Source organism: Paenibacillus sp. PL2-23 (assembly GCF_040834005.1).
In the GTDB taxonomy this organism is placed as follows: Bacteria; Bacillota; Bacilli; order Paenibacillales; family Paenibacillaceae; genus Pristimantibacillus.
The window spans coordinates 1,475,962-1,501,615 of sequence record NZ_CP162129.1 but is presented as its reverse complement, the minus strand read 5'-3'; the positions used below and the strand labels follow the sequence as shown (position 1 = coordinate 1,501,615).

Sequence of the window (25,654 nt, the reverse complement as noted above, 5' to 3'; positions counted from 1 at the left end):
GAGGTCACCACCTTTTTATTTGGACAGCTTCTTGCTGGTAATGGTGCCGTTCGTCACCAGCTTCATTTTGGTCTCGATCTTGAAGGGAATGGCCGCAAACCTCTCGTCCCAATTGGGCTTGAGCCGCTCCCATTCCTTTGGATGATGGCGGTATATCCATTTGCCAATGCCAATGGCGTCGATCTTCTGCTCCTGCAGCGTCTGGATCGCTTCCTTCACCTGTCGAGAGATCTCCTTCTCGACCTTGCGATTAAACGCGCGCTCATCTTCCTTGCTGGCGATCTTCGTGCATTTCAGCTCATTAATAGATATTTCGGCATCGATTTTTACCTTCACTTCAATCTGCTCCCCTTGAATATGCGGCTTAACGTTGGTATCCAGAGTCAGCACTTCTACCGACTCTTCCGCTCGATTCCGTCCCGGACATCGAATCTCGATGGCGCCAGACTGATATTTCTGTGTGAGCATCAGATATCCCTCGACCCTGCTCGATGGAAGCACGCCTGTCATCCTGCCGTCCTTAATCAGCGCCATTCCAGCTGCAGAAAACATATGGGAGGTTCGTGTATCCTCATACACATATGCGATTGCAGTATCCGGGTGGGCGCTCTTCATATCGCGAACTAAGTCAAGCAGGCTGGTGTCCACCGTTTTGGCGGCATTCATATAAGAGGCTACCTCCGAACGCAGCAGCTGCTGTGCCGTCGTCTGCTCAATCAGAGGACTTTTCTCGAACAGTTTGGCCGCCTTGCCCTTCGAGATCATAATGGAAACACTGGCCCTCGGTTCATGATCCCTGTAAAAAAAATCGAGCCCCTCCAGCAAATTCATCGAACGCGCCAGCTTCTCCCCTACAATAATGACGCGCATATGGCTCCATTGCCCAAGCCGGCCCAGATGAATCGGAATATCGCGAATCGCTTCCATGACGGTGTCGTCCGCCGTCTTGATATTCACACTGGATTCTGAAATCGTAGCTGTCGATTTTCCGATTTCCGAGGAGGTTGGACGATACATTTGCGTCAGCATTTCAATTCGGCCGTCCTCCCGCAAATCCAGAGCCACTCCCATAACGAAGGCCCGTTCCGTAAGCTCATATTTGCTCCAGCAGCCCGTCAGGATGAAAGACATGAACAGAATAACGATTGTTGCCTTGTAGACCATCCCGCTCCTCCCTTTCATCGTTTATGCAGGCTTCGGGGTGAACGGAGCAGCTTTTTGAGCGGTACACGCATCACAATGTCACGAAGATCCTGAACTCGGAATGGCCCAAGACCCGCCAGATAAGGCTGGCCAAGCGAACGAAGCTTGCATAGGTGAAGCAGCATAAACAGGATGCAGATCATCATGCCGAAGCCTCCAAGCACAGCCGCGCTTATCATTAACGGAAATCGTAATATGCGCAGGGCAATCGCCATCCCGTATTGCGGGATAGAGAAGGAAGCGATGCCTGTAAGCGCAACGACAATAACCATAATAGGAGACGCAATGCCTGCGCTGATCGCCGCGTCACCGATAACAAGCGCGCCAACGATACTGACCGCCGATCCGATTGGACGAGGCAGCCTGACGCCGGCCTCCCGCATCAGCTCGAAAAAAAACTCCATCAGCAGCGCTTCGAAAAAAGCCGGCAGCGGTATGCCTTCTCTCGCGTTCAGTATCGCCAGCAGTAGCACTGTCGGTATCAGCTCGGGGTGAAAGGTCGACAGCGCGATATAGATGCTGGGCAAGGTAAGCGCGATAATAAACGCAACAATGCGCAGCCAGCGAATCATGGAGGAGATCACGGTGCGCTGGTAATAATCCTCGCTGGATTGGAAAAATTCCGGGAATAATCCGGGGCATAAAAGCATGCCTCCCGTGCCCTGTACAAGAACGACAATTTTGCCGTCAAGCAGAGCGGCGACCGCCATATCCGTTCTTTCGGTATAGCGATGCTGGGGGAACGGGGACCAGACAGAATCCTCAATAAGCTGCTCGATATAAGACGTCTCCAGTATTTCCGTTGACTCCATTTGCTTCATTCTTTGCTTAAATTCCGTCAGCAGCTCGTCGTCGACCGTCCCTTCGATATAGCCGTATGCTATTGTGGTTTGGGTTCCACCGCCACCCGTCACCATCTCAATTTTAAATTTTGGCGTTTTGAGTCTCAGCCTGAGCAAGCCTAAGTTTTTTTCTAAATTTTCTACTGTGCTCTCGCGTGGTCCCAACACAACGGATTCATTCACCGGCTCATTAATCTGCCTGGTTTCCACCGATTGCGCTTGATAGCTCAGCGCCTTGCTCCAGCCATCGAATAAGATGACCAGCTTTCCGTTTGAAATTTCCTCTACGAGCTGCGTCATATGATCCACAAGCATCGCTTTCCGTGTCGATGCCCCGTTGTTTTCAAAAAAAAGCTGAAGCTTCTCCAAGGAAACTCCTGTTCCTGGACCCACCTCATGCTTCTCGAGGTCCTGCAGCGACAACTTCATATAGTTGACCGCATCCTCTTGGACCAGCGTGCTATAGTAAATCGAGCACGCTTTGCTGCTGTAGTCCGAACCGTAGCCCCAAGGCCTGAACAGGATATCTCCGCTGCCTTGGAATATACGCTTAAGCTGCCGCAGGTTCTGCTCCAGATCAGAAGAGAGCTCCTGCCCCATTGTCGCCGCTTCCGTCTCTTTACTCACTTGAAATCACCCGTTTATTCGACATGTTCCCATTATTTCCTACAATGGAAATCCATATTCGACACTAGCCTTGTGAAGTGTGCAACAACTATAAAATATAGCAACAACAAAAAGCCCTTGCTAACAATAGCGTATAGCCATCGTTGCAAGGGCCTAGAGGTGACAGTTAACGTCTATACTTTTTCAGAAACTCAACGGCTAGCCGAATGTCCCCCTCCGGATTTGTTCCAACCTCGCGCTCAATCGTCAGATAGCCTCCGTACCCAATGTCCTTTAATGCCTGAAGGTAAGCGTTCCAGTCGACGCTGCCTTCTCCAAGGGGCACCTCGCGGAACGCCTCGCCGGATTCCGCCATGGAGGCAACCTTCTCGTGATCGAGCTCCGCCTCGTACCCATAAAAGCCGTAGACGTCCCTGGGATCGATGCTGCCCAGCTTCACGCCGTCCTTGGCATGGGTATGCACGATGTAGTCCTTCAGCATATATACACCCTGTACAGGGTCATCGCCGGTCACCATTACCATGTTCGCGGGATCGAAGTTAACGGATACGCCTCTCGATCCAAGACTGTCGAGGAAGGATTTCAGATGCTGGGACGTCTCCGGTCCCGTCTCGATTGCGAAGTATGCGCCCATCCCGCTGGCAAAGCGGCTAAGCTCCTCACAAGCCGCATGCATGGATTCATACACTTGGCTGTTCGTGTCGTCTGGCACAATGCCGATATGCGTCGTAATAATATTCGTGCCAAGCTCCATGCCAAGCTCCATAATTCGTTTCGATTTATCGATCTTGTACAGATTCTGGGCAGAATCCTGGAAGCCATGGCCGCCAAGATCGCCGACAAGCGCTGATATCTGCAAGCCCAGCGACTCTATATACGACCTCAGCTCCTTGCGCGCCGCAGGCGATAGATTGTCAGGGTCCATCTCGCCCTTCACCGCATAGATCTGTACGCCATCCGCCCCAACCTGCTTCGCCTTCTGCAGTCCTTCTCTTACGCCGACCTGGAAGCTGTCCACGATAACGCCAATCTTATTCGTCATAATCGGAGATGCCATACCCTTATTCCTCCCTTGTATTATAATGCGGCCCATAATCCCTTGACGTAGTCAAACCCCATCCTTGTACCGGCCTTGCATTCTTCCATGCCTTCGAACTCGATAGAGATATAGCCGTCGTAGCCGCTGTCCTTGACGATGCGGAGCACCTCCGGCATGTCGATATCGCCTTGGCCGACGATCGCTCCGCGCAGATAATTGCCGCCGGAGGACTTGAACCAGCCTTCGCCCGGATACCGCTTGGAAGGCCGGATATAGAAGTCCTTCACGTGAACCATGGATGCCAGCCCAATGTTATTGCGGACGGCGGTAACGGGATTCTCGTCCGCGCACAGGAAGTTGCCAACGTCAAGGGTCGTGCGGAAGTTATCCCGTCCAACCGCTTGGACAAGCGCCTGCACCCGGTCGCTATGCTGTATGAAATAGCCGTGATTCTCCACGCTGGTTGTAATGCCGCGGCTCTGCGCGTGCTCCGCGATTTCGCGGCAGGCCTGTGCCAGTCGCGGCAGCTCCGCCAGGAAGCTGCCGATAGAGATGTCCTTGGGTGAGGCTACATCATGCCGCATGCGAGAGATGCCGAGTGCAGCACAGACATCGACCTCCCGTTTCACGCGTGCAATCTCGTTCTCGAACGCTTCATCCGACAAGCCGGCGAAATTCGCGCCAATCGCGTAATTGGACAGCTCGATGCCTCCGCGCCCCGCCGCTTGACGAATATCCTGAACCAGCTCCGGATTGTCCGTCAACGAGAACCCAAGCGGTACAATCTCCGCATGCTCCGCTCCGATACTGGCAATATAATCGATGACCTCGATGATGGACAGCTCGCCGGAGGAGAACGCCTTGTGCAGGCTGTACGTGCTGATGCCCAGCTTCATAGCTTCACCTCATGGCCCTTCTCCGCGGATTCGTAGATGCCGCACAAGATTTTCATGATTTCGACGCCGTCCTGCACGGGGCTGATTGGCTGCGTGCCATTCAGCACGCTTTCGATGAAGTGGTCGATTTCGTTCTGGAAGCCGCTCGCGAAGTCGAAGGCTTTATGATCCGTCTGCGGATGAATGTTGACGATCGTGTTGTTCCTCTCCGATACGATCACTGCCTCTGGATCAATCTCCATGCCGCCCTTGTCCCCGTATAGACGCACACTCATCTCATCCTTCTTGGCATGAAGGGTGAAGCTGACGTCAACCATCAGGGAAGCGCCGTTCTCGAACCGAATAAGCGCGTTGGCCATATCCTCGATGGTATTCTTGGAGGAGTCATAATCCGCCGCCTTGTAGAACGACAGATTCTGGATGTTGGAGCGGTTGCCCAGCTTGCGATATGTATTGGCGCTGACGGCTGTCGGCTTGGGCCGGCCCATCATATACCAGCATAGATCGATGACGTGTACGCCGATATCGATCAGCGGGCCTCCGCCTGAACGTTCGATGTCCGAGAACCAGCCGCCAGGATTGCCCAGCCGGCGGAACGCCGTCGCCTTGGCGTAATAGATTTCGCCGAATTCGCCTTGCTCGGCCAGGCTTCTGAGCAGCTGAGCGTTGTTGTCGTAACGCCGGACGAAGCCAACCTGCAGAATGCGGTCTGAAGCCTCCACGGCCCGCTGCACCTCCAGCGCCTCCTCGACTGTACGGCAGAGCGGCTTCTCCACCAGCACGTGCTTGCCAGCCTTCACGGCTGCAATGCTGATCTCCGCATGTGTATTGTTCCAGGTGCAGATGCTGACGGCGTTAATCGCGGGGTCCGCAAGGAGCTCTCGGTAATCCGTATAGACCTTCTCCGCTCCGTATTTGTCCGCTGCCGCGCGGGCGCGCTCTTCATTCAGATCGCAAACGGCATTGATGTTTGCACTTTTGTTGTTTTGATAAGCATTCAGATGGGATGCCGAGATCGAGCCGTTGCCGATTACTCCGATTTGGACCACTGCCATTGCCAACCTCTCCTTATCGCCTTGAAAGTGATATTTCACTGGATAGCTTTTATATGTCCACACTTTCGTATTATAATGAATTCATCCTGAAGCGCCCATGCAAAGGCGTGCGGTTTGTTTGTACAAATGTGCTCTGGCAAGGAGGGACTTATCCATGACTATGCCCGGCAAATACGACTCGCTTCGTGAAACGATGAGCATGCCGAATCCTCATTTTCCCATCAAGGCGCACCGGACCCGTTTCGACCAGGCCGGCATCGTCATGTTTCCCCATCATTGGCACGAGCATCTCGAATTTCTGTTTATTGAAGCTGGAGAGGCCGTTATTGAATGCGGCTCAACACCCATACATGCCTTGCCTGGGGATCTGATTGTCGTCAACAGCAATGAGCTTCACTACGGCTTCAGCCTGACGTCAGAGGTTGTCTATTATTGCTTGATTTCAGACATATCGCTGCTCCACAGCGGCTCGGTGGACGCCGCCGAAACAAAGTTTATAGCGCCGATATCTCAGAACCGACTGCTGCTGCGCAATCTCATTCGCGGGGACGAGTCGACCAATGCCTGCATGCGGGCTTTGATTGGCGAGCTGAGAGAGCGCAAGTTCGGCTATGAGCTTGCCATTAAGTCCGAGCTGTACCGCCTCATGACCCTGCTGCTGCGCGGCCATGTGGCCACCGTCCTGACCAAGGACGAGCATGCGGAGCGAATGAAAAACGTCGAGCGCTTCGAGCCCGTCTTCCGCTATATCGCGGAGCACTATAGGGACGAGCTTTCCGTCGAGCTGCTGTCCGGCATCGCGGGACTCAGCCGCTTCCACTTCAGCCGGCTGTTCAAGGAGCTGACAGGCCGCACGGTTACTGAATACGTGACAGCTGCCCGTCTCGACAAAGCGGATCATCTGCTGCGAACGACCAAGCTCACCGTCTCCGAGATCGCCGCAGAGACAGGCTTCCATGATATCTATTACTTCAGCAGGACCTTCAAGAAGTACAAGGGGATGCCCCCGTCGCAGGTGCGGATGCCATAGCGCACATGGGAAAGACCCCCGCCGATTCGGAACTCGGCGGGGGTCTCGCATTTGGTCATTAGTTATAAAATTTGTCAAGCTGCGCCACTACGTCCTCCAGCTTGCCTTCGACCAGCACCTGACGTTGAGGCTTGTCGAACAGCCCGGAAATTTCGGCTGGGAACGATTGCTCGATGCCGCACAGGCGGATCGCTTCGTCGAACTTGGCAGGGTGGGCGGTCGCCAGCGAGATGCTGATTTCGCCCTCTTCGGCGCATTCGTATACAGCGGCTACGCCGCAAGCGGAATGCGGGTCCAGCAAATAATCATGCTCCGTCTTGAACTGCGAGATCGTGTCGAGACATTCTTGCCCGTCTACTCCGTGCGCAGCAAATTCCGATTGCACCAGAGACAGCACCTCCGCCGAAATCGCAATTTCCCCTTCGGTTTTGAATTGCGCCATAAGACGGCTCACTTCCTCCGCGTCCTCTCCCAGCACATAATACAAATAGCGCTCGAAGTTGCTCGCCACCTGAATATCCATGGAAGGGCTGTACGTAATACGGAAATCGCCTGGCATATAGACGCCTTCCTCGATAAACCGCTCCAGAATGTTGTTTTCGTTCGTCGCCAGAATCAGCTTGCCAACCGGCAGTCCCATGCGCTTCGCTAAGTATCCTGCAAAAATATCGCCGAAGTTGCCCGTCGGCACGCTGAAGTTCACCTTGCCGATGCTGCCGCCGTTCGCTTTGGCCACTTGGAAGTAGGAATAGAAGTAATAGACCGTCTGCGCCAGGATGCGCACAAAGTTAATGGAATTGATCGCCGCCAGATGATTCGCCGATTTGTAGTCGAGGTCCGCGAACAGCTCTTTAATCATGCCCTGGCAATCGTCGAAATTGCCGTCTACGGACAGATTCAGCACGTTGTCGTCCTGCACAGTCGTCATCTGCAGCTCCTGCACCCTGCTTACTTTGCCGGTAGGGAACAGAATACAAATTTTGATGCCGTCCTTGCCTCTGACGCCTTGAATGGCGGATGCGCCCGTGTCGCCGGAGGTAGCGCCCAATATATGAATCTTCTTGCCCTGCTTCTCGGCTACATAGGAATAGAAATTGCCGATAAATTGCAGCGCGATGTCCTTAAACGCAAACGTTGGACCGTGGAACAGCTCCAGCAGGTACAGCTCGTCGCTGATTCGCTTAACCGGTGTAACCTCGGGATCGCGGAAGGTCGCGTAGCTGGCTTCGACCATGGCCTTCAGATCCGCTGCGGGAATTTCATCGTTCGTATAATAAGAGAAAATTTCTAGAACAAGCTCCTGATAGCTGAGGTCCTGCCACTTCTTCAGCGTGTCCGCCGAAATCTGCGGGATTTCGCTTGGCACAAGCAAACCTCCATCGTCCGCGAGACCCATCATAAACGCGTCGATAAATCCGATTTTGCCAACCTTGCCCCTTGTACTGATGTACTCCATTGTTGTTCCTCCTACTTGCCACGGCTCCAGCGCGTGGATTAGCTTCTTGTATGCATTTTATCACCGTTTGCGCCGAAAATCGAATATGTATTGCATTTTTTTGTATTCAGAACAGCTCAAGCTGCTCGGGCGGCGGCGGCTGGGCTGGCAGCGAAGCAAGCGGATCGCCGCCGTCCGGCTTTCTCTGCCCCAGCATCGCCATTAAGGTCTTGGCATTGCCGGCGGCATGTCCGCCCGAGTTGTTGTTGAAGATGACGGCGACCTCTCGACTCTTCTCCGCCAGCGTCTCCAGCTTCGACTTCCACTCCAGAAGCTCCTCGTCGGAGTATTGATAGAGATAACGCACCTCGCGCCAGTTGGGACCGCCGCCATTGTTCCAATGGGCAGCGTTCCTGCCGTGGAAGCGGACAAGGGTTGTCTCCGCGTCCGTCGCCTCCAGCACCTCCGGAATACTGCCGATTCCGGCCTGGGGCTCGTCGCAGACACTGTGTATCCATCCCTCCTCGCGCATGAAAGCAAGCGTCCTCTCCCTCATGTCGCCTTGGAACCAGCTCTGATGCCGGAACTCCAGCGCGCACGGGAAGCCCTCCATACGCCGCTTCATCTCCCGCAGTCCCTTCACATTGCGGCTCGTGCAGTCGAACCAAGGAGGATATTGGAACAGCGCTGCCGTCAGCCTGCCGCTCGAGAGAGCTGGCTCCAGCATACGGCAGAACGCTTCCGACATGGCATTCGGGTCATGAGCTGCGGCAGCCGGACCCCGCTGATGGCCCGTCATGCCCTGATAGGCTTTGACCACAAACCGCAGGCTGGCCGGCGAGCCGCTCACCCATGCCGCGAACCGCTCCTGCGGCTGTATCGCATAGAAGGTGCTGTCGACCTCCACAACCGGGAAGTGGCTGCCGTACACGCTCAGCCGATTGCCAGGCTTTGTGCCCGCCGGGTACAGCGAGTCGTGATCACCCCAGCCCGCTAGTCCTATTGATATGGCCATGACCCGCCAGCCTCCTTATATATCTCGATGCTCGGCGAACATCGCTGCTTGTCCCCTGTATGCCCCCGAATCATCCACAAGATTCCATACCGTTGCGTTCACGATGAAGAACCGCCTGCCTAAGCTGGAGATGCGGATTCCCGTATAGTCATCCACGTAACCTTGCTCTGACACTCGCGCGAGGAAGCGTGCTCGCTCATCCCTTTCCATGGGCTCCGCTGTCAGTCTCGACGGTGTCGTGAGCAGTGTAGCCTCATCGATCTCCCACAGCTTCCTTGCCATACGATTGCCGTAATTGAGTATGGGATCGTCCTCAAGCCCATGCGACAGCACAACAAAGGGCGCCTCTTCCATCGCTTCCGCCAGTGACTGCCCAGCCTGCTCGACGAGAAGCGTCTTGCCCGTTAACCGCTTATAGCTGTCGAGCAGCAGCCTGGCATGCTCCTCCTTCGTGCCGATCCAGCGAACGGCTTCACTTGATAATGTCTTTTCCTTGACCGTGTACATAACCTTCCAACCTCTCTCTTGATAGTCGTATTGTCTTCGGGAGTGAAACGTAAGCTCATTTATGTAGAAAGCAGGGACGCCGCCGAGGAGGCAGGCTCGTCAGTAGCCGCCGGCGCCAGCGCCGGAGCTGGGCTGCTGCTTGGCGGCCAGCTTTTTGGAAGTCCTGTACGGCGATTTCGTGAACCGATCCGACACCGCGGACGCCACAATGGCTTCCGGCTTGACGCGGGCTGACATGCCCATCGCTTCAACGCGGCCAACCATGTCCGGCACATACGCGGCGGTCGCGTTGCGCCTCATGTCCGTTCCCGCGTCAATGTCGATGTACATGTGGAATTCAGCGCCCGAGTACACATGCGGCATTATGATATCCTCAAGCTGAGCCCGCTTGCCGGCATCGAAGAACATGGCGATCTCCTGGCTGAACGAGGTTTCCAGTCCCAGCTTCTCCTGGATCGATTTCACTTCCCTCGGCAGAATGACATGACGGTAGCAGAACCAGGCGCCTCGGCCCTGCCTGACAATCACAACAGCCGTCACAAATTTGGTATGGCCGTTATGCACCTGTGCATCCGTGCCGATCACAAGCTGATACGAGCCCCGCGGCTCAAGCCGCATGAACTGTTGAATGCGCCGGAATACTTCGTCCAGCTCCATATCCCGATCGCTTAGATTGCGGAAAACACACTCATGAAGCAGAGGAATCTGTCGTCTCATCATAAGGGTCACCTATGAAGCAAAGTCGGCTTCTTCCTTTCTCCGTTTCGTACCTATTGTCCTACATTCTATTCAGACACAAGTCCTAACGTCCCCGCTATTGCCCTCGCGTTATACAATATGTACTTGGCGCATCTCGAAAATAGAAGTTAAACCGCCGATTCCTGAAATGCCCGATTATAGCATCTGCGGCAGACCGGCTTATAATCCTCGTTGCCCCCAATCTGAATCTGCTGGCCTGAATTGACTGGCAGACCGTCGCGGAAGCGGATGACCATCGTCGCTTTGCGGTCACAGTACCAGCAGATCGTCTTGATTTCCTCAATCTTGTCCGCATGTACAAGCAGATTGTAGCTGCCCTCGAACAGCTGATTCTGGAAATCATTTTTTAATCCGAACGCCATGACCGGAATGTTCAGCTCATCTACGACGCGAGTCAGCTCCAGAATATGTTGACGCTTCAGGAACTGCGCTTCGTCAATCAAGACGCAGTAGATACGTCCCGAAGCGGCAACCTGCTCCGTCACGCTGTCGAATAAATTCGTCGATTCGCCTACCGGAATCGCCTCCCGCTCGAACCCGACGCGGGAGCCGACCCGATCCACGCTGCCTCTGGCGCTGACGGCCGGGGAATAGATCAGCACCGCCTTGCCCTGCTCCTCGTAATTATGCGCCACCTTAATAATTTCGAATGATTTGCCGCTGTTCATCGTTCCGTATTTGTAATAAAGCTGTGCCAACAGGTATCTCCTCCACAACATTGAAGTGGAATTATTATACCCCTTCCGCCTGTTTCTTGTCTTTACCCTCATAGCCATGCGCCGCACCAGACTTCTTGCCGGACAGGAGCCAGCCTGCCAGCGCAATACCGACAAGCACGGCGTAGAAGGTCAGCTTCCAGCCGGCCGATTCTGCGAAATCATGTGGGATGACATGAAGCGATGGATGCGCCAGCGTATGAACCGCCAGCTTCACGCCAACCCAGCCCACGATGCAGAAGGCTGCAATTTCAAGTCCAGGCCTGCTTTCCAGCAGCTTCACGAACAGCGTAGCCGCAAAGCGCATAATGAGCAGCCCGATAAACCCGCCCATGAAGATGACGGCAAAATGTCCCCCGTCCATACCGCCGATATTCGGCAGACTCGTCTGAGGCAGCGCCACCGCCAGCGCGACAGCCGCCAGTATGGAGTCGATCGCAAACGCGATGTCCGCGATTTCCACCTTCAGCACCGTCATCCAAAAGCCGCTTTTCTTCGGCTCCTTGCCCGTCCTTTGGCGCGCGGCTTCCTCGCTCTTCTTGACAACAGCCTTGCGGAATATATGGTTAAGCGCAATAAACAGCAAATACAAGGCGCCAATCGCCTGCACCTGCCACACATCCACCAGGAACGAAATAATGAACAGCGACGCGAACCGGAATACGAATGCTCCCGCAAGTCCATAGAACAGCGCTTTTTTCCGCTCCTCCTCCGGCAGATGCTTCACCATAATAGCCAGCACAAGCGCATTATCTGCCGCCAGCAGCCCCTCCAGCGCTACCAGCACGAGCAGCACCCAGCCATATTCCAGCAACAATCCGATTTCCATGTTCCATTCCCCCTCATCCGATTTCATCCGCCCAAAGCTCCGCTTCGGCCAGTGCACTCACACATCGCCACGCAAAAAAGACCTCTGTCTGATGTATGTAACACCAGACAAAGGTCTCGCAAACAACGTTGTCACGTTGCCAATAAGACCGGAGAAGCTTGTTCTCGTCATGACGGCCTTATTGTGCCAGCTACTCCCCTTTGGAGAATATTCGCATATCGGGTTTTGTGTTGTACCCTTGGTGATACGCAGCACCAATTGTGATGGTTCCACTTTTTTTTCGGCACTCCCAGCCAATCAGTCTTTTAATATATGCTATGATGGAAATCGATAAGGCAATGCCGATTTTTTTGTAAGGAGAGTGAAAACTTTGCCGCTGCACGAGCTACAGGAACCCGAATTGCTTCAGATCAGCGAGGCCCGCGTTGGCAGAGCCGCCGTCCTCTTCTCTACGCCCATGTGCGGCACCTGCAAGGTAGCCGAGCGCATGCTGGAGGTCGCGGAGGCCGCCGGCGTTGATTATCCGCTGGCCAAGATTAACATCAACTTCGCTCCTCGCCTTCGAGAGCAATGGCAAATTGCCAGCGTTCCCTGCCTGGTCATTCTGAGAAATGGCGTACTGCTCCGGAAGGAATACGCCATGCGCTCCGTTGACTATTTGTTCGGCCTGCTGAAGGATGCTGGAGCAACGAAGAGATAGCCGAACGAGAATTCCATCTATGCAAGGAGATTACGCATGACGCCGATTGAAAGGAATCTGCAGGCAGCGCCTGCTTCTCCTATTCCCACGCAGCCGCGCTACCCCGTCAGAAGGCGGCGCCTTCGGGGCTGGCTGCTCGTCTTGTTCCTGCTTATGCTCGCCGGAGCTATTCTGACATACCGCTCCGACTCTATCGCGCGGACGCTTCCCTTCATCGTAAAGGAAGCACCGCCTATCGTTGCCCTACATCCCATAGTGGAGGCGAAGTCCAAGGAGCTGGTAATGGCGGCGGAATCGCTTGGCATCTCCGTCCTTGTGACTGACGGCTTCCGCAGCCATGAGGAGCAGGAAGCGTTGTACGCCCAGGGAAGAACAACGGCGGGGCCCGTCGTTACTCACGTAAGAGGCGGCGCCTCCTATCATAATTACGGGCTTGCTATCGATTTCGCCCTGCTGACGCCGAAGGGCAAAGCGATCTGGGATCTGGAATATGACGGCAACCGCAATGGCGCCTCCGACTGGATGGAGGTTGTCGCGATCGCCAAACGGCTAGGCTTCACCTGGGGCGGCAACTGGCAGGGCTTCAAGGACTATCCCCATCTGCAGATGGACTTCGGCTATTCCATTAGCGAGCTTAAGAGAGGGCATCGCCCCCCGGCTGAGCCCCAGGATGGGATGGAATAATCCCCTACAAGCCCGCAATAATTTCGTACGAGCGTTTTCTAGCCCCATGATCGTAGATATGGGCGGCTATCATAATTTCATCAGCGCCGGTCGCTTCCGCGAAGGCGGACAGCTTCTCTCGCACTGTGGCGGGTCCTCCTGCAATAGAGGAGCCCAGCTGCTGCTGCAGCGCATATTTCTCCTGCTCCGACCATAGGGCCTCCATATCGCGTACTGGCGGCGGCAGCGGGCCGGGACGATTCCGGATGAAGCTGAGGAACAGCTGCTGCATGGAAGTGGCGAGATAAGCCGCTTCCTGGTCCGTATCCGCTGCCACGACATTAACCGCTACCATCCCGTAAGGCTCATCCAGCACGCCGGGCTGGAAGTTGTTCCGGTACAGCTTCATGGCAGGCACGGTATAGGTGGGCGAGAAATGGCCGGCGAACGCAAACGGCAAGCCAAGCTGCGCCGCTAGCATCGCGCTGAAATCGCTGGAGCCCAGCAGCCAGATCGGCACCTGCGCCCCTTCGCCGGGAATGGCTCTGACCGCCATAGCCGCTTCGGCCCTGGAGGGGTCCATGTATGCTCGGAGCTGCTCCAGCTGCTCAGGGAAATTGCCCCCGTTCGTCCCCCTTGCCCCGCGAAGCGCTGCCGCTGTGAGCTGATCCGTGCCCGGCGCGCGGCCAAGTCCCAGATCGATGCGGCCGGGATACAGCGCATCAAGCGTTCCGAATTGCTCTGCGATGACCAGCGGCGCATGATTCGGCAGCATGATCCCTCCCGCTCCTACACGAATCGTCGATGTTCCGCCCGCGACATGGCCGATGACGACTGACGTGGCGGAGCTGGCAATGCTGGGTGAATTATGATGCTCCGCCAGCCAATATCGGGTATATTGAAGCCCCTCGGCATGCTGGGCCAAATCCAATGTATTCCTAAGCGATTCCGCAACCGTCCCGCCCTGAATAATGGGGGACACGTCAAGCACAGACAACGGTACGCGGAATGAAGGACCTGCCTTCTCGCGATGCTCTGCTTTCTCCCCTTGTGTCATTTGCTGCTCTTCCTGCGGCATGCTCTCGCCTCCCTCGTATAGTATTTTTAGAACTTAGTTTTGAGCCATTTTCCAGCTCCCGAGGGAGCTGGAGGCGAACTTCTCAATTTCCAGTAAATTCGCACCTTGAAATTTGAATAAGGGACTGGACTTTCCGGCATGCCTCTGGACAATGGATCATAGGGATCCATCGGGGAAATTCTTTTGCCTCCTGTAGCGTGTCTACATTTTTAAGTCTGTTTCTCCGGTACGCGTCTGAGCTTCTGACCCGCTGGCCGTTCCCTTTGGCACCCCATGCTTGGCATTAGCAAACCAAGGCAGCTCATGGACCGAAGTGTGTTCTTATAGGCGAGGGTGATTGATCTGCGCGTGCGCCGGAGGCATCCCGGAGAGTCTATTCCCGTTATCCCTCATCGAAAGGAGGAATTCCAAATGAAGCTTTTTGTCGGTATTGACGTCAGCTCGAAAGAGCTGGAAACGTGTTTCATGAATGTGGACGGTGATAAGTTAGAGACACTCACCGTCAAGAATAATCTCGAAGGCGCTTCGTACCTCAGAGACCGCATCGTTGCTCTGGCGGACAAGCATGCAATCGCAGAGATCCATATTGGTCTCGAGTCTACTTCGGTGTACAGCTGGCATCCCGCCATGTACTTGCATCAGGACGCTTCACTCCGAGAGCGGGGCGCCAAGGTCTTCACGATTAATCCAAAGCTGGTCAGCAAGTTCCGAGATGCTTATCCCGATCTGGACAAGACCGACAGGCTAGATGCTTGGGTCATCGCCGATCGCCTTCGCTTCGGGCGACTGACGACCACCGTCGTCATGCAGGAGCAGTATGTCGCGCTCCAGCGCCTGACGCGCATGCGATTTCACTTGATCCACAACCTGACGCGCGAGAAGCAATACTTCTTACAGAGCCTGTTCTACAAGTGCAACGCCTTTACGACCGAAGTCGAGAGCTCTGTATTCGGCCATGCCATCCTTGAGATGCTGTCCGAGAAGTATAGCCTAGACGACATCGCGACGAAGGAGGTTGGCGATCTGGCTGACTACTTACGGGACAAAGGGCGCAATCGCTTCCCAGATCCCGAGAACGTTGCTGCCTGCATACAAAAGGCCGCCAGAGCTTCCTACCGCCTCTCCAAGGTGGTTGAGGACTCCATTGACCTTGTACTCGGCACATCGATCCAAGCCATTCGAAGCATCCAGGCTCAACTGAAAGATTTGGACAAGGCGATCGAGAAGATTCTAGAGACCATTCCAGGAGCCCTTTGCCTGCGTTCCGTTCCCGGCATTGATCGCGTCTACGCTGCCGGTATCCTAGCTGAGCTCGGCGACATCGAACGCTTCAGTGATCAAGCCGCTGTTGCCAAGTATGCCGGACTTACATGGCGCAGACAACAATCTGGCGCATTCGAGGCAGAAGATACGAAACGCATTAAATCCGGCAACCGATTCCTTCGCTATTACCTGGTTGAAGCTGCCAACTCGGTGAAAAACCGCGATGAAGAATTTGGTGAATACTACCGAAAGAAATTTAAAGAAGTTCCTAAGCACCAACATAAACGCGCCCTCGTCTTAACGGCAAGAAAACTTGTGCGTCTGGTCGATGTGCTGCTACGCAACGGCCAACTCTATACGCCACGAAGGAAGGTGACGCCTGCGAAGGATTAACGCCTCCTTTGCCAAAGTCCTTAGCTTAATTCCCAGTTAAATTTTGGAATTACACTCGATTTTCAACTGGGTCTAGTTTGATGCGTCCATATTTCGGCACTCCCAGCTGTTACAGCCAAGAAAATTACCAATTCGACCGATTCAGGGACTTGACATCATACCGCTGGACTTTTCATACTGTAATCACTTTTCATACAGTAGTACTGTAATCATATTTCATACAGTTTGTGAAGTCAAACGATCGCGTCCGCCAGCTCCTTCATCGTCTTCAACTCCTGCCGCTCCTTGTCGAGCAAATAATCCAGTACTTCCGACATGGAGGACATCTCCTTGAACGGCTCTGCCAGCGGATAATCCAGATGAGAGGAGAGCTCGTCCATGATGTCCTCCATCTGCTCCCTCAGCCGCGTAACAAGCTCCTTCTGAGACGGCGGCTCCTCGCTCCAGGAGCTGGGGCTTGTACCCTCGGGGAAAAGGGTATGATAGGGGGTCGGAAGCAGCCAGCTCCCTCCCAGCTTCGGGAATATGCCATGATCCCACGCTGCCAGCAGATGACCCAGATGCCAGCGAATACTCGTTTGGCTGCCCTCCATGATACGATCCAGCTGGGATGCGGGCACACTTTCAGCGAAGTCAATCGTCTCCTCCCGCAGCCTGCCAAACGCCTCTATGGATGGGGGGAAAGCCCCCTTTTCCTCAGATGGCCTCAATAGCTGGGACCCGTCCTTTTGCTTCAGCTCTCTGTTCTGCATCAACGTCATCCCCTTTCCCGCCCAAAATGCTTTATAATAAAAGACGGACTATATATCATACCGCCATTTTAAGATTCCAAACCTTTTCCATTTATACTCACAGAAAGTGGATCAGCAAGTGAGGTGCTTCAGATGAATGATCCATTTATGGCAAGCAAAAGACCCGGCAAGGTTTATCTCAGCAGCGATTCCGATCGAATAGTCGCCGACGGGCTGCTCTCGCTCTTCCGGGACCAGCAGCCGGCAGTGGGCAGACCGGGACCGGGAGCCCGCCTGTTAAGGGACGAACGAGAGAGGTTATCCGTTGAATTCGCCATTCAGCTGCTCCCGGACGGGAACGAACGGCATCGCTTCGGCATAGAGCTAAGGCTGGGCCCGGATCGCCTGTATATCGTCTCCCATATTTCCAGCTTGCTGGACGCAATGGAGCAAGGCACAGAACATACGTTGACGAAGACATTCCGTTATGATCCGAAGCGGCATACCTTCTCGCAGGAGGATGAGCGCGTGCTGCAGCTTCTGATTCGGCTGGCACAGGAGGAGGAGCGGACGAAAAACGTATTGTTCAGCAGCAGCTATCCTTCTGCTTCGGCCTCGCCCAGCGACAAAATCATGCTTATCCTGCCTTACCTCGCGGAGGAGCTGCTAGATGCCTTATCCGCCGCTCAGGAGGTCAAGCTTGAAGCGTACGACGGGATATATCGCAAGCACGCGAAGCCATCCGCCGTCTACTCAGGTGTCCGGCTCGCGGAAGCCGGCGAGCGGCTTCCGCTTCGCTTCGCCCTGGACCGCGACTCCAGCGGCAGCGGCTATGTGCTGACTGCTGACGGAGTGGCCCGTCTCTTCGTGCTGGACGGCTACGGTCTCGTGTTCCTGGACGGCCGATTCTATCGAGTCGGCTCAGAGGCCATGAAGAGGCTGGGAGGGGTGAAATCGCTTCTGACCGCCGCCACACGCGACTCAGAGGATGCCGAGCGGATCGTTGTCGCGCCGGAGCAGATTGAATTACTTATGGAGCGCGCCATTCCAGGGCTCGCGAAGCTGGGCCGGGTCGACATATCCGAAGCGATATCGAACCAAATCCTATATAAGCCGCTCCAGGCCCGAATCTATTTGGACCGCGTGCGCGGCAGGCTTCTGGCTGGCCTCGAATTCCAATATGGCGACATCGTCATTAATCCGCTGGAGCCCTCGGACAAGCCGCGAGGCGTCGACCGGATACTCATGCGCGAGCTGGAGAAGGAAGCTCACATTCTCGCGCTAATGGAGGACGAGCGGTTCGGACGAACGGAAGGCGGCTACATCCTGGAGGGGGACGACGCTGAGTTTTATTTTCTCCATGATGTCGTGCCCCTTCTGGAGCAGCATCTGACCATCTACGCCACATCCGCTGTCAAGCTGCGCGTGGTATCCGACGCTCCGCCGATGAAGCTGCATATCGCTTGGGAGGAGCGTACTGACTGGCTCCACTTCCGCTTCCGGATGGACGGCATCTCGGAGGGGGAGATCAAAGCGATCGTCCGCGCCGTGCAGGAGAAGCAGCGTTATTACAAGCTGGCAAGCGGAGCGCTGCTTCCCTTGCATACGGAAGGCTTTCAGGCGCTGCTGCGGGTTATGAACGGAGTGGGGCTTCATCAGCCGCTTCTGTTCGACGACAGCTTCTCTGTGCCGGTCCCGATCCATCGGGCCTTCGCCCTGGCGGACGAGCCCCTGGAGGGCAGTACAATCAAGCTCGGGAGAGCGCTGCGGGAGCTGCTGGACAACCTGAAGCATCCCGACCGGCTGGATTTCCCTGTGCCGGACTCGCTGACGGACAAGCTGCGGGATTATCAGGCATTCGGCTACCAATGGATGAAGACGCTGGCAAGCTACAGGTTTGGCGGCATCCTCGCGGATGAGATGGGATTGGGCAAAACAATCCAAAGCATCGCCTACTTGGTATCGGTGAAGGAGGCGATCCGGGAAACACGTCAGCCCGCGCTTATTGTAGCCCCCGCTTCGCTGATGTACAACTGGCGCAACGAGCTGGCGAGATTCGCGCCGGAGCTGCGGACAATTGTCGCTGACGGCAGCAGGCAAGAGCGGCTGTACGCGGTTGCCGATGGCGGCGACCCGCCCGATGTGTTCATCACCTCCTACCCGCTTCTGCGCAGAGACCGCCAGCATTATGCGGAACGCACCTTCCATACGCTGATTCTGGATGAAGCGCAGGCGTTCAAGAACGACAGCACCCAGACCGCCGGGGCGGTCAGACAGCTTCGCGCGGCGTTCAAATTCGCTTTGACGGGCACTCCGATCGAGAACAGGCTGGAGGAGCTGTGGTCCATTCTCCGCGCCGTATTCCCGGAGCTTCTGCCAGGCAAAAAGGAATTCGGAGACATGACGCGGGAAGCTATAGCGAGGCGCTGCCGGCCGTTCATCCTTCGCAGGCTGAAGCAGGACGTGCTTCAGGAGCTGCCGGAGAAGATCGAGACCATTCATGCCTCTGAGCTGCTGCCGGAGCAGAAGAAGCTGTATGCCGCCTATCTGGCGAAGCTGCGGCAGGACTCCTTGAAGCATCTGGACAGCGACGATTCTGGCCGGTCGCGCATCCGTATACTGGCGGGCATTACGCGGCTGCGCCAGCTCTGCTGCCACCCGGCGCTGTTCGTAGAGGGCTACGACGGCCGCTCCGCCAAGTTCGAGCAGCTGCTGGAGCTGGTGGAGGAATGCCGGAGCTCCGGCAAGCGCGCCTTGATCTTCTCCCAGTTCACCGAGATGCTGGCGCTGATCAAGCGGGAGCTTGGCTATCGCGGCATCTCCTTCTTCTACCTGGACGGCGGCACGCCCCCTTCCGAAAGAGTCGAGCTTTGCAGCCGGTTCAACGAAGGCGAGCGCGACTTGTTCCTGCTGTCGCTCAAGGCCGGCGGAACTGGTCTCAACCTGACAGGCGCAGATACGGTCATTCTGTACGATCTATGGTGGAATCCCGCCGTCGAGCAGCAGGCTGCAGACCGCGCTCATCGAATCGGCCAGAAGAACGTCGTTCAGATCATTCGTCTAGTAGCCGAGGGTACGGTGGAAGACAAGATGCACGAGCTTCAGCAGCGCAAAAAAAACCTGATCGACGATGTCATTGAATCCGACAACGATGCGGTATCTGCCCTAACCGAGCAGGATATTCGCGAGCTTCTATCGCTGGAGAAGAGCTAGCATTTCCCTAATACTAACAGGGCAGAGAGAGCCCTTAAATCGCTGCTCTCCTGCCCTAACTGGAGGACTATTCATTGAAACCATACCGCATGGGCGTAGACATCGGCACCACCAGCACCAAAGCGGTGCTATTCGATCTGCAAGGCCGGGCTTTGGGAAAGCACGGCGTTGAATATCCGCTGCTCACACCTGTGCCTGACTCCGCAGAGCAGGATCCCGAGCTGATCTTCCAATCCGTCCTTATCGCGATGAGAGGCTGTCTGGAAGCCGCAGGCGTATCCGGCGAGGAGGTCGCATTCGCGTCGTTCAGCGCGGCCATGCACAGCCTGATTGTCATGGACGGCAATGGGCAGCCCATTACCCCTTCCATCACATGGGCCGACAATCGGAGCGCTCCCTATGCCGCTTTGATCAAGGAGGAGCACAATGGGCACGACATATATAGGAGAACGGGTACGCCTATCCATCCCATGTCGCCGCTCGTCAAGCTCCTCTGGCTGCAGGCGGAGCGCCCTGAGCTGTTCCAGCCCCAGCACAAATTTATTTCCATCAAGGAATACGTATTCCACCGGCTGTTCGGTCAATATATCGTGGATCACTCCATCGCCTCCGCCACTGGCATGCTTAATCTGGAGAAGCTCGACTGGGACGACGAGGCGCTTGCTCTTGCCGGCGTCTCGCGGAGCCAATTGTCTTCGCTTGTCAGCACAACCTACAGCCTCAGTGGCATGAAGCCGGAGTTCGCCTCCATGATTGGGCTGCTCCCGGATACCTTGTTCATCGTCGGCGCCAACGACGGCGTCTTGTCCAACCTGGGCGTGAACGCTATTGAACCGGGAGTGGTAGCCGTTACAATCGGAACCAGCGGAGCCATTCGCACCGTGACGGACAAGCCGGTGACGGATCCGCAAGGCCGGACTTTCTGCTATGTCCTGACCGAGAACCGATTCGTCATTGGAGGACCTGTCAACAACGGCGGCATGATCTTCCGCTGGGTGCGGGACGAGCTTGCGAGCTCCGAGGTAGAGACAGCCAAGCGCCTGGGCAAGGATCCGTATGAGGTGCTGACGGATATTGCAGCGCTTGTACCGCCGGGCTCGAACGGCCTGCTCTTCCATCCGTATCTGGCCGGCGAGCGCGCTCCGCTATGGAACGCCGACGCGCGGGGGTCATTTTTTGGACTTGGCATGCATCATAAGAAGGAGCATATGATTAGAGCCGTGCTGGAAGGCGTCATCATGAATCTGTATACCGTCATGCTGGCGCTGCAGGAGGGGATCGGTGAACCGGCCAGCATTCAAGCCACCGGCGGCTTCGCCAGGTCCCAGCTATGGCGTCAGATGCTAGCCGACGTGTTCGGGCAGGAGGTCACTGTTCCGGAGAGCTTCGAGAGCTCCTGTCTGGGGGCTGTTGTGCTGGGAATGTACGGCCAAGGCGAATTGAAGTCGCTTAGCGACGTAAGCAGCATGGTCGGGGGCATCCACTCCCATAAGCCCAATCTCGAAGCGACGGAGGCGTATCGCAGGCTGCTGCCTATCTTCGTCAGACTGCCTCAATTGCTGGAGAAGGAATACGAAGCCATATCTGCCTTCCAGCGGAGCTAGGCGAGCCCGTCCTGGGAGGAATCCCAAATGCCAATTAAAGTTGAAGGGGGCGCGTGGATGTCGCTGACCATTCCCATCATCTCGCAAGCCAAAATTACGATCCCGACTATGCCAGCAGGGCTTATTGAGCGCCCTCGTCTATATGAAGCGCTTGACCTCGCCCTTGGGAGCCGAGTGACGCCGCTCAGCGCCCCCGCCGGCTGCGGGAAAACCATCCTGCTCGCCCAATGGGCCAATCAGAACGGACATCCTAGCGGCTGGTTTGCGATGGATGCCATGGACAATGACGAGATCAGGTTCTGGCGTTATGTTGCCGGCGCAGTCGGCAAGCTTCTGAAGGTCGAGGCGCAGGCTAGAGTCGAGCAGCTGTCGGGCAGTCTGCCCACGCTGTCCATTCTAACCTTCCTCGACGCGCTGCTAAATGAGCTGACGGCGCTCCAGGAGCACACGGTTCTTATTCTGGATGATTACCACCATATTACGAATGAGCGCATTCATGAGCATGTCGCTTATTTCATTGATTATATGCCCGAGCGGCTGCACCTGATTCTGTCCAGTCGAATGGCGCTCCCGTTTTTCGCCAGAAAGCGAACAGGGGGCAGCCATCCGCTCGACCCAGGCTCTACAGCGCTGTCATTCTCGCAGGAGGAGACGACCCGATATGTTAAGGGCTTAACCTCTCTGTCGCTTACGGCGGAGCAGCTCGCTCGTCTTCAAGAACGGACGGAGGGCTGGATCACCGGCCTACAGCTCGCGGCGGCTTCGCTTCGCTCAGGCAGTTCATTCGAGGCGCTGATCGGCAGCTTCAAGGGAGATCATCGCGCCATCGCCGACTATTTGTATCATGAGGTGCTGGAGCAGCTTCCCGAGGAGCTGAGAGAGCTGCTGCTGAACACATCGGTGCTGGTCCGAATGGATGCGGAGCTGTGCGACGCAGTGACAGGCACAGAAGGCAGCTCCGCGCTGCTGGAGTCGCTGTATCGGTCCAACCTGTTCCTAACCGCCATCGACACTCAGAACGGCTGGTTTCGTTATCATCCTCTGTTCGCGGAATATATTTCGGATCGGCTCAGGAAGAGCAGCCTGAGGCGATGGAGGTCCATGCACGCCCGCGCCAGTGAGGCGTTGGCAGCGCGCGGCTTCATAACGGATGCCATCGAGCATGCCGTATTGGCCGAGGACTATGCTCAGCTGGAGAGACTGCTTCAGCTGCAGATTCCAGAGTCTATGCGCAGCGGCGAGCTTTCCTCGCTGCTGCGCTGGTTCCATAGCGTGCCGGAGAGCTGCGAGCTCGCCCCGGAGCTTCGCCTGTTTCATGCATTTGTGCTGGTGCTGACCGGCGGGCTGGAGGGGGCTGAGGCGATGCTGCAGAGGCTGGAGCGCTCCCATGCCAGTCTGGTTGCAAGCGGCGAGCCTGAAGCCCGCTGCAATGAGCTGCAAAGCGGCATTCTATTCGTGCGCTCCAATCTTATGTTCGCATCGGGCAATGTGGAGGGCTGGTTTGCCTTCTCCGAAGGTATTCTCCATCGGCTGGCGCCGGAGAACTCCGCCTTCTACACCTTCAATTACAATGTTAGCGAACCTCTTGTGCGCAGAACGGCCATGGGAATGAATGGCGTGTTGTCCAAGGAGACGGAGAAGATGGCTCTTCTCTTCACCAGCGTACTGGATTCGCATGGCTGGGAGGAGGCGTTAAGCAATCTGTACGTCAAGCTGTCTCTGGCTGAGGGCTATTACGAGTGGAATCGTCTCGATGACTGTAGCAGAATGCTTCAGAGCATTGAGGGAGCTGTGTTCAAGCGTGGACTGCCTGGCTTGCTGATTCCCCACCGGCTCACGGAAGCACGCCTGCAGCTCGCCTTCGGCAAGCCTCAGCTCGCTGAGCAAGCGCTGGAGGAGGCAAGGGCTATCGCCGACCAGGAGCCGATGGTCGTCTGGAGGGAGGGCTTGCGCGCCTTTCTGCTTCGACTGCGACTGCAGCAAGAGAAGCTGCCCGCAGCCAAGCAGGAGGCAGCGGCACTTGGGCTGGCCGCTTCGGACAAGCCCACCTTCAACAAGGAGTTTATCTACTTGAGCTATGCCCGCCTTCTTGGCAGACAGCGCAAGGAGCGCGAGGGCCTTCGCATGCTTGAGCTGCTTCGTCCGCAATCGCAGCGCGAAGGACTGCTGTCCAGCTCCGCGGAGAACGGTATGCTGCAGGCGCTGCTGCTGTTCCAGCTGGGCCATCTGGAGGAGGCGCTCCCTCTGCTTCGGGAAGCGCTGGCTATCGGGGAGGCCAATGGGTATATCCGCACGTTCGTAGATGAAGGACCGAGGATGAAGGACATGCTGGAGCGGTTCGCACAGACGCTGCTTACAGCTAGTCCTGCACACGGCAGCAGCATATCCGCAGCTTACTTGCAGAAGCTGATCACAGCGTTTCCCGCGCCGAAGAAGCCTCGCAGGAGCCCTGCCGCCGAGCTTGCCGAGCCGCTCACGCGCGTCGAGCTGGAGCTGCTGCGCATGCTGCAGCAAGGTGCAAGCAACAAGCAGATTGCAGGGGAGCTTCAGCTGTCTGAGGGCACGGTCAAGGTATACCTGTCCAACCTGTACGGCAAGCTCGGCGTCTCCTCCCGCACTCAGGCGCTGTTTGCCGCGCAGAAGCTCGATATCCTTAAAGGATGAGCCTCATCAGCTCGTCATAGCATATCGCCACATGCTGCGGCTCGTGCTCCGACTCGGGAGCCGCGCCGCGGTGATTAAACCAGATAACCGACCATTCGGCGCTCAGCGCGCCGATGACGTCGTTGCGCCACGAATCTCCGATATATAGCGAGCTGCCCGGAAGCGTTCCTGTCAGCTCGTTCACATGACGGAACAGCCTAGGGTCCGGCTTGTCCCATCCTGCCGCGCCTGATATAAAGATTCTGTCCTCCGGCAGAAGCTTGTGCAGCCCCATGGCTTCAATTTTTTGGCGCTGATGCTCCTCTGCTCCGTTCGTGATTAAGCCCACTATACAGCCATTCTCCTGCAACTGGGTCAGCAGCTCCCTTGCTCCAGGGAACATGTCTATATCGAATTGGCAGGCCAGATAGGCGGCTTGTATCTCCTCCGCTTCCTCCGCGCTCACTGCCACGCCGAATTCCTCCAGCGTCAGCTTGAACCGCTCACGCCGCATGCCGCTGGCCAGCTCGTCTCCCATCACACCCGCTCCGCCCAGCTTCAGCGACAGCATATCGCTATAATAGCGAAGGCGGTGATACGCCTGCTCGAACGGGAAGGCCGCACGCTCCCCCTGGGGTATCCAGCTCCATACCGCCTTGCGGAACGGAGCCATATGATCGTATAACGTATCATCCACATCAAAAAAAATCGCCTTGCGAGCCTGATTCGCCATTTTTAACCGTCATCCTTCATTCTGTCGTTTCTTGTTTCTTGCGTTCCTTAACAATAACGAGAAACAGCGCCTTGGTCAATCGTACCTCCTGTCAGCGAATAGCAGTAGCAGTCTAGTAGCATCCTAAGCGAGTTGGGCTGTCCCTAGAAATTGGGAATAGCGCCTGCAAGTTACGTAATGAAAGGATGCTGACGGAATTGAAACAGGTCAAGGATTTAATGTCCACTCATTGCCAGACAGTCACTTTGCAAGACAATGTGTATGAGGCAGCCGTATTGATGGCCGAGCACGACATCGGTTTTGTTCCCGTTGTGGAGACGAATGACGCAACCAAGCTGATTGGCGCGATTACCGACCGGGATTTGGTTGTGCGCGGCTATGCCCGCAAGCAGCCGGGCTCCTGCGCGGTAAGCGAAGTTATGAGCGAAGCGATTGTGACGGTATCCTCCACAACCGATGCCGAGGAAGCAGCCGACATTATGGCCGCTAATCAAATTCGCCGTCTGCCGGTTGTCGACAACGGGAAGCTGGTTGGCGTCATCTCGCTTGGCGACCTTGCGCTCGGCAGAACGACTGGCAGGGACGCCGGACAAGCGTTAAGCGAAATTTCCGAGCATGAGCAGCCTACCCTCCTGCAATAACGTATAACGGAGCAGCATGAAACAGAGAGTCCCGTCACC

General features: G+C 56.0%; 22 protein-coding genes. 8 read left to right on the top strand and 14 right to left on the bottom strand.

Going from position 1 to position 25,654, the window contains the following annotated elements; genetic code table 11:
- Positions 1–15: 15 nt before the first annotated feature.
- The 5 genes from AB1S56_RS06320 to AB1S56_RS06300 all read right to left on the bottom strand — a co-directional run bounded on the left by AB1S56_RS06320 (position 16) and on the right by AB1S56_RS06300 (position 5,662).
- On the bottom strand, positions 16–1,164 hold the full coding sequence (locus AB1S56_RS06320; RefSeq protein WP_340873247.1) for a Ger(x)C family spore germination protein: 1,149 nt from the start codon (positions 1,162–1,164) through the stop codon (positions 16–18).
- A gap of 14 nt (positions 1,165–1,178) precedes the next feature.
- Positions 1,179–2,672 carry a spore germination protein gene (locus AB1S56_RS06315; RefSeq protein ID WP_340873246.1) on the bottom strand — a complete coding sequence of 498 codons (1,494 nt, stop codon included), beginning with the start codon at positions 2,670–2,672 and terminating at the stop codon, positions 1,179–1,181.
- A gap of 166 nt (positions 2,673–2,838) precedes the next feature.
- Positions 2,839–3,729 carry a sugar phosphate isomerase/epimerase family protein gene (locus AB1S56_RS06310; protein ID WP_340873244.1) on the bottom strand — a complete coding sequence of 297 codons (891 nt, stop codon included), beginning with the start codon at positions 3,727–3,729 and terminating at the stop codon, positions 2,839–2,841.
- Between the two features lie 20 nt (positions 3,730–3,749).
- On the bottom strand, positions 3,750–4,607 hold the full coding sequence (locus AB1S56_RS06305; RefSeq protein ID WP_340873243.1) for a sugar phosphate isomerase/epimerase family protein: 858 nt from the start codon (positions 4,605–4,607) through the stop codon (positions 3,750–3,752).
- Complete coding sequence (locus AB1S56_RS06300) at positions 4,604–5,662, bottom strand: Gfo/Idh/MocA family oxidoreductase (protein WP_340873242.1); 1,059 nt, start codon at positions 5,660–5,662, stop codon at positions 4,604–4,606. The genes AB1S56_RS06305 and AB1S56_RS06300 overlap by 4 nt, the downstream gene beginning before the upstream one ends.
- A 154-nt stretch (positions 5,663–5,816) precedes the next feature.
- On the opposite strand from AB1S56_RS06300, the gene AB1S56_RS06295 reads away from it, so the two are divergent.
- The gene (locus AB1S56_RS06295; RefSeq protein WP_340873240.1) at positions 5,817–6,692 is read left to right on the top strand and encodes an AraC family transcriptional regulator; all 876 of its coding nucleotides are present in this window, start codon (positions 5,817–5,819) and stop codon (positions 6,690–6,692) included.
- A gap of 58 nt (positions 6,693–6,750) precedes the next feature.
- On the opposite strand, the gene thrC is transcribed toward AB1S56_RS06295, so the two are convergent.
- From thrC to AB1S56_RS06265, 6 genes are all read right to left on the bottom strand, one after another.
- Positions 6,751–8,148: a threonine synthase gene (thrC, locus tag AB1S56_RS06290; protein WP_340873238.1), complete on the bottom strand. Its 1,398-nt coding sequence runs from the start codon at positions 8,146–8,148 to the stop codon at positions 6,751–6,753.
- Positions 8,149–8,254: 106 nt separating this feature from the next.
- Positions 8,255–9,142, bottom strand: coding sequence for a DUF72 domain-containing protein (locus tag AB1S56_RS06285; protein ID WP_340873237.1), 888 nt, complete (start codon positions 9,140–9,142; stop codon positions 8,255–8,257).
- A gap of 15 nt (positions 9,143–9,157) precedes the next feature.
- The gene (locus tag AB1S56_RS06280; RefSeq protein WP_340873236.1) at positions 9,158–9,649 is read right to left on the bottom strand and encodes an MEKHLA domain-containing protein; all 492 of its coding nucleotides are present in this window, start codon (positions 9,647–9,649) and stop codon (positions 9,158–9,160) included.
- Between the two features lie 99 nt (positions 9,650–9,748).
- Positions 9,749–10,369 carry a ribonuclease H-like YkuK family protein gene (locus tag AB1S56_RS06275; RefSeq protein ID WP_340873234.1) on the bottom strand — a complete coding sequence of 207 codons (621 nt, stop codon included), beginning with the start codon at positions 10,367–10,369 and terminating at the stop codon, positions 9,749–9,751.
- 146 nt (positions 10,370–10,515) lie between these two features.
- The gene (locus AB1S56_RS06270; RefSeq protein WP_340873233.1) at positions 10,516–11,106 is read right to left on the bottom strand and encodes a thymidine kinase; all 591 of its coding nucleotides are present in this window, start codon (positions 11,104–11,106) and stop codon (positions 10,516–10,518) included.
- Positions 11,107–11,140: 34 nt separating this feature from the next.
- A complete protein-coding gene (locus AB1S56_RS06265; protein ID WP_340873231.1) occupies positions 11,141–11,953 on the bottom strand; it encodes a TerC family protein in 813 nt (270 codons plus the stop codon).
- Positions 11,954–12,323: 370 nt separating this feature from the next.
- Here AB1S56_RS06265 and AB1S56_RS06260 point away from each other — a divergent pair, with 370 nt between their 5' ends.
- Together AB1S56_RS06260 and AB1S56_RS06255 are read left to right on the top strand one after the other, a co-directional pair.
- Complete coding sequence (locus tag AB1S56_RS06260) at positions 12,324–12,653, top strand: thioredoxin family protein (RefSeq protein WP_340873230.1); 330 nt, start codon at positions 12,324–12,326, stop codon at positions 12,651–12,653.
- 36 nt (positions 12,654–12,689) lie between these two features.
- Positions 12,690–13,337, top strand: a complete 648-nt coding sequence (locus tag AB1S56_RS06255; protein WP_340873226.1) for a M15 family metallopeptidase — start codon at positions 12,690–12,692, stop codon at positions 13,335–13,337.
- A 4-nt stretch (positions 13,338–13,341) separates the two neighbouring features.
- On the opposite strand, the gene AB1S56_RS06250 is transcribed toward AB1S56_RS06255, so the two are convergent.
- On the bottom strand, positions 13,342–14,373 hold the full coding sequence (locus AB1S56_RS06250; protein ID WP_340873284.1) for an LLM class flavin-dependent oxidoreductase: 1,032 nt from the start codon (positions 14,371–14,373) through the stop codon (positions 13,342–13,344).
- Between the two features lie 432 nt (positions 14,374–14,805).
- Here AB1S56_RS06250 and AB1S56_RS06245 point away from each other — a divergent pair, with 432 nt between their 5' ends.
- Positions 14,806–16,050, top strand: coding sequence for an IS110 family transposase (locus AB1S56_RS06245; RefSeq protein WP_340873803.1), 1,245 nt, complete (start codon positions 14,806–14,808; stop codon positions 16,048–16,050).
- 233 nt (positions 16,051–16,283) lie between these two features.
- Here the strand turns inward: AB1S56_RS06245 and AB1S56_RS06240 are convergent, their stop codons facing one another.
- A complete protein-coding gene (locus AB1S56_RS06240; protein WP_340873019.1) occupies positions 16,284–16,811 on the bottom strand; it encodes a DinB family protein in 528 nt (175 codons plus the stop codon).
- A 123-nt stretch (positions 16,812–16,934) separates the two neighbouring features.
- Here AB1S56_RS06240 and AB1S56_RS06235 point away from each other — a divergent pair, with 123 nt between their 5' ends.
- From AB1S56_RS06235 to AB1S56_RS06225, 3 genes are all read left to right on the top strand, one after another.
- Positions 16,935–19,994 (top strand): DEAD/DEAH box helicase, encoded by a 3,060-nt coding sequence (locus AB1S56_RS06235; protein ID WP_340873018.1) that lies wholly within the window; start codon positions 16,935–16,937, stop codon positions 19,992–19,994.
- Between the two features lie 89 nt (positions 19,995–20,083).
- Positions 20,084–21,598, top strand: a complete 1,515-nt coding sequence (gntK, locus tag AB1S56_RS06230; RefSeq protein ID WP_340873021.1) for a gluconokinase — start codon at positions 20,084–20,086, stop codon at positions 21,596–21,598.
- Between the two features lie 27 nt (positions 21,599–21,625).
- Positions 21,626–24,262 carry a LuxR C-terminal-related transcriptional regulator gene (locus AB1S56_RS06225; RefSeq protein WP_340873017.1) on the top strand — a complete coding sequence of 879 codons (2,637 nt, stop codon included), beginning with the start codon at positions 21,626–21,628 and terminating at the stop codon, positions 24,260–24,262.
- Here the strand turns inward: AB1S56_RS06225 and AB1S56_RS06220 are convergent.
- Positions 24,252–24,974 carry an HAD family hydrolase gene (locus tag AB1S56_RS06220; protein ID WP_340873016.1) on the bottom strand — a complete coding sequence of 241 codons (723 nt, stop codon included), beginning with the start codon at positions 24,972–24,974 and terminating at the stop codon, positions 24,252–24,254. The genes AB1S56_RS06225 and AB1S56_RS06220 overlap by 11 nt on opposite strands.
- Positions 24,975–25,171: 197 nt before the next feature.
- On the opposite strand from AB1S56_RS06220, the gene AB1S56_RS06215 reads away from it, so the two are divergent.
- A complete protein-coding gene (locus AB1S56_RS06215) occupies positions 25,172–25,615 on the top strand; it encodes a CBS domain-containing protein (RefSeq protein ID WP_340873014.1) in 444 nt (147 codons plus the stop codon).
- Positions 25,616–25,654 lie beyond the last annotated feature (39 nt).

Coding starts and splice junctions, on each gene's coding strand:
- AB1S56_RS06280 (WP_340873236.1), bottom strand. CDS start 9,649: ATGTACACGGTCAAGGAAAAGACATTATCAAGTGAAGCCGTTCGCTGG.
- AB1S56_RS06265 (WP_340873231.1), bottom strand. CDS start 11,953: ATGGAAATCGGATTGTTGCTGGAATATGGCTGGGTGCTGCTCGTGCTG.
- AB1S56_RS06235 (WP_340873018.1), top strand. CDS start 16,935: ATGAATGATCCATTTATGGCAAGCAAAAGACCCGGCAAGGTTTATCTC.
- gntK (WP_340873021.1), top strand. CDS start 20,084: ATGGGCGTAGACATCGGCACCACCAGCACCAAAGCGGTGCTATTCGAT.
- AB1S56_RS06295 (WP_340873240.1), top strand. CDS start 5,817: ATGACTATGCCCGGCAAATACGACTCGCTTCGTGAAACGATGAGCATG.
- AB1S56_RS06225 (WP_340873017.1), top strand. CDS start 21,626: ATGCCAATTAAAGTTGAAGGGGGCGCGTGGATGTCGCTGACCATTCCC.
- AB1S56_RS06320 (WP_340873247.1), bottom strand. CDS start 1,164: ATGGTCTACAAGGCAACAATCGTTATTCTGTTCATGTCTTTCATCCTG.
- AB1S56_RS06220 (WP_340873016.1), bottom strand. CDS start 24,974: ATGGCGAATCAGGCTCGCAAGGCGATTTTTTTTGATGTGGATGATACG.
- AB1S56_RS06310 (WP_340873244.1), bottom strand. CDS start 3,729: ATGGCATCTCCGATTATGACGAATAAGATTGGCGTTATCGTGGACAGC.
- thrC (WP_340873238.1), bottom strand. CDS start 8,148: ATGGAGTACATCAGTACAAGGGGCAAGGTTGGCAAAATCGGATTTATC.
- AB1S56_RS06305 (WP_340873243.1), bottom strand. CDS start 4,607: ATGAAGCTGGGCATCAGCACGTACAGCCTGCACAAGGCGTTCTCCTCC.
- AB1S56_RS06240 (WP_340873019.1), bottom strand. CDS start 16,811: ATGACGTTGATGCAGAACAGAGAGCTGAAGCAAAAGGACGGGTCCCAG.
- AB1S56_RS06285 (WP_340873237.1), bottom strand. CDS start 9,142: ATGGCCATATCAATAGGACTAGCGGGCTGGGGTGATCACGACTCGCTG.
- AB1S56_RS06245 (WP_340873803.1), top strand. CDS start 14,806: ATGAAGCTTTTTGTCGGTATTGACGTCAGCTCGAAAGAGCTGGAAACG.
- AB1S56_RS06275 (WP_340873234.1), bottom strand. CDS start 10,369: ATGATGAGACGACAGATTCCTCTGCTTCATGAGTGTGTTTTCCGCAAT.
- AB1S56_RS06300 (WP_340873242.1), bottom strand. CDS start 5,662: ATGGCAGTGGTCCAAATCGGAGTAATCGGCAACGGCTCGATCTCGGCA.
- AB1S56_RS06250 (WP_340873284.1), bottom strand. CDS start 14,373: ATGACACAAGGGGAGAAAGCAGAGCATCGCGAGAAGGCAGGTCCTTCA.
- AB1S56_RS06255 (WP_340873226.1), top strand. CDS start 12,690: ATGACGCCGATTGAAAGGAATCTGCAGGCAGCGCCTGCTTCTCCTATT.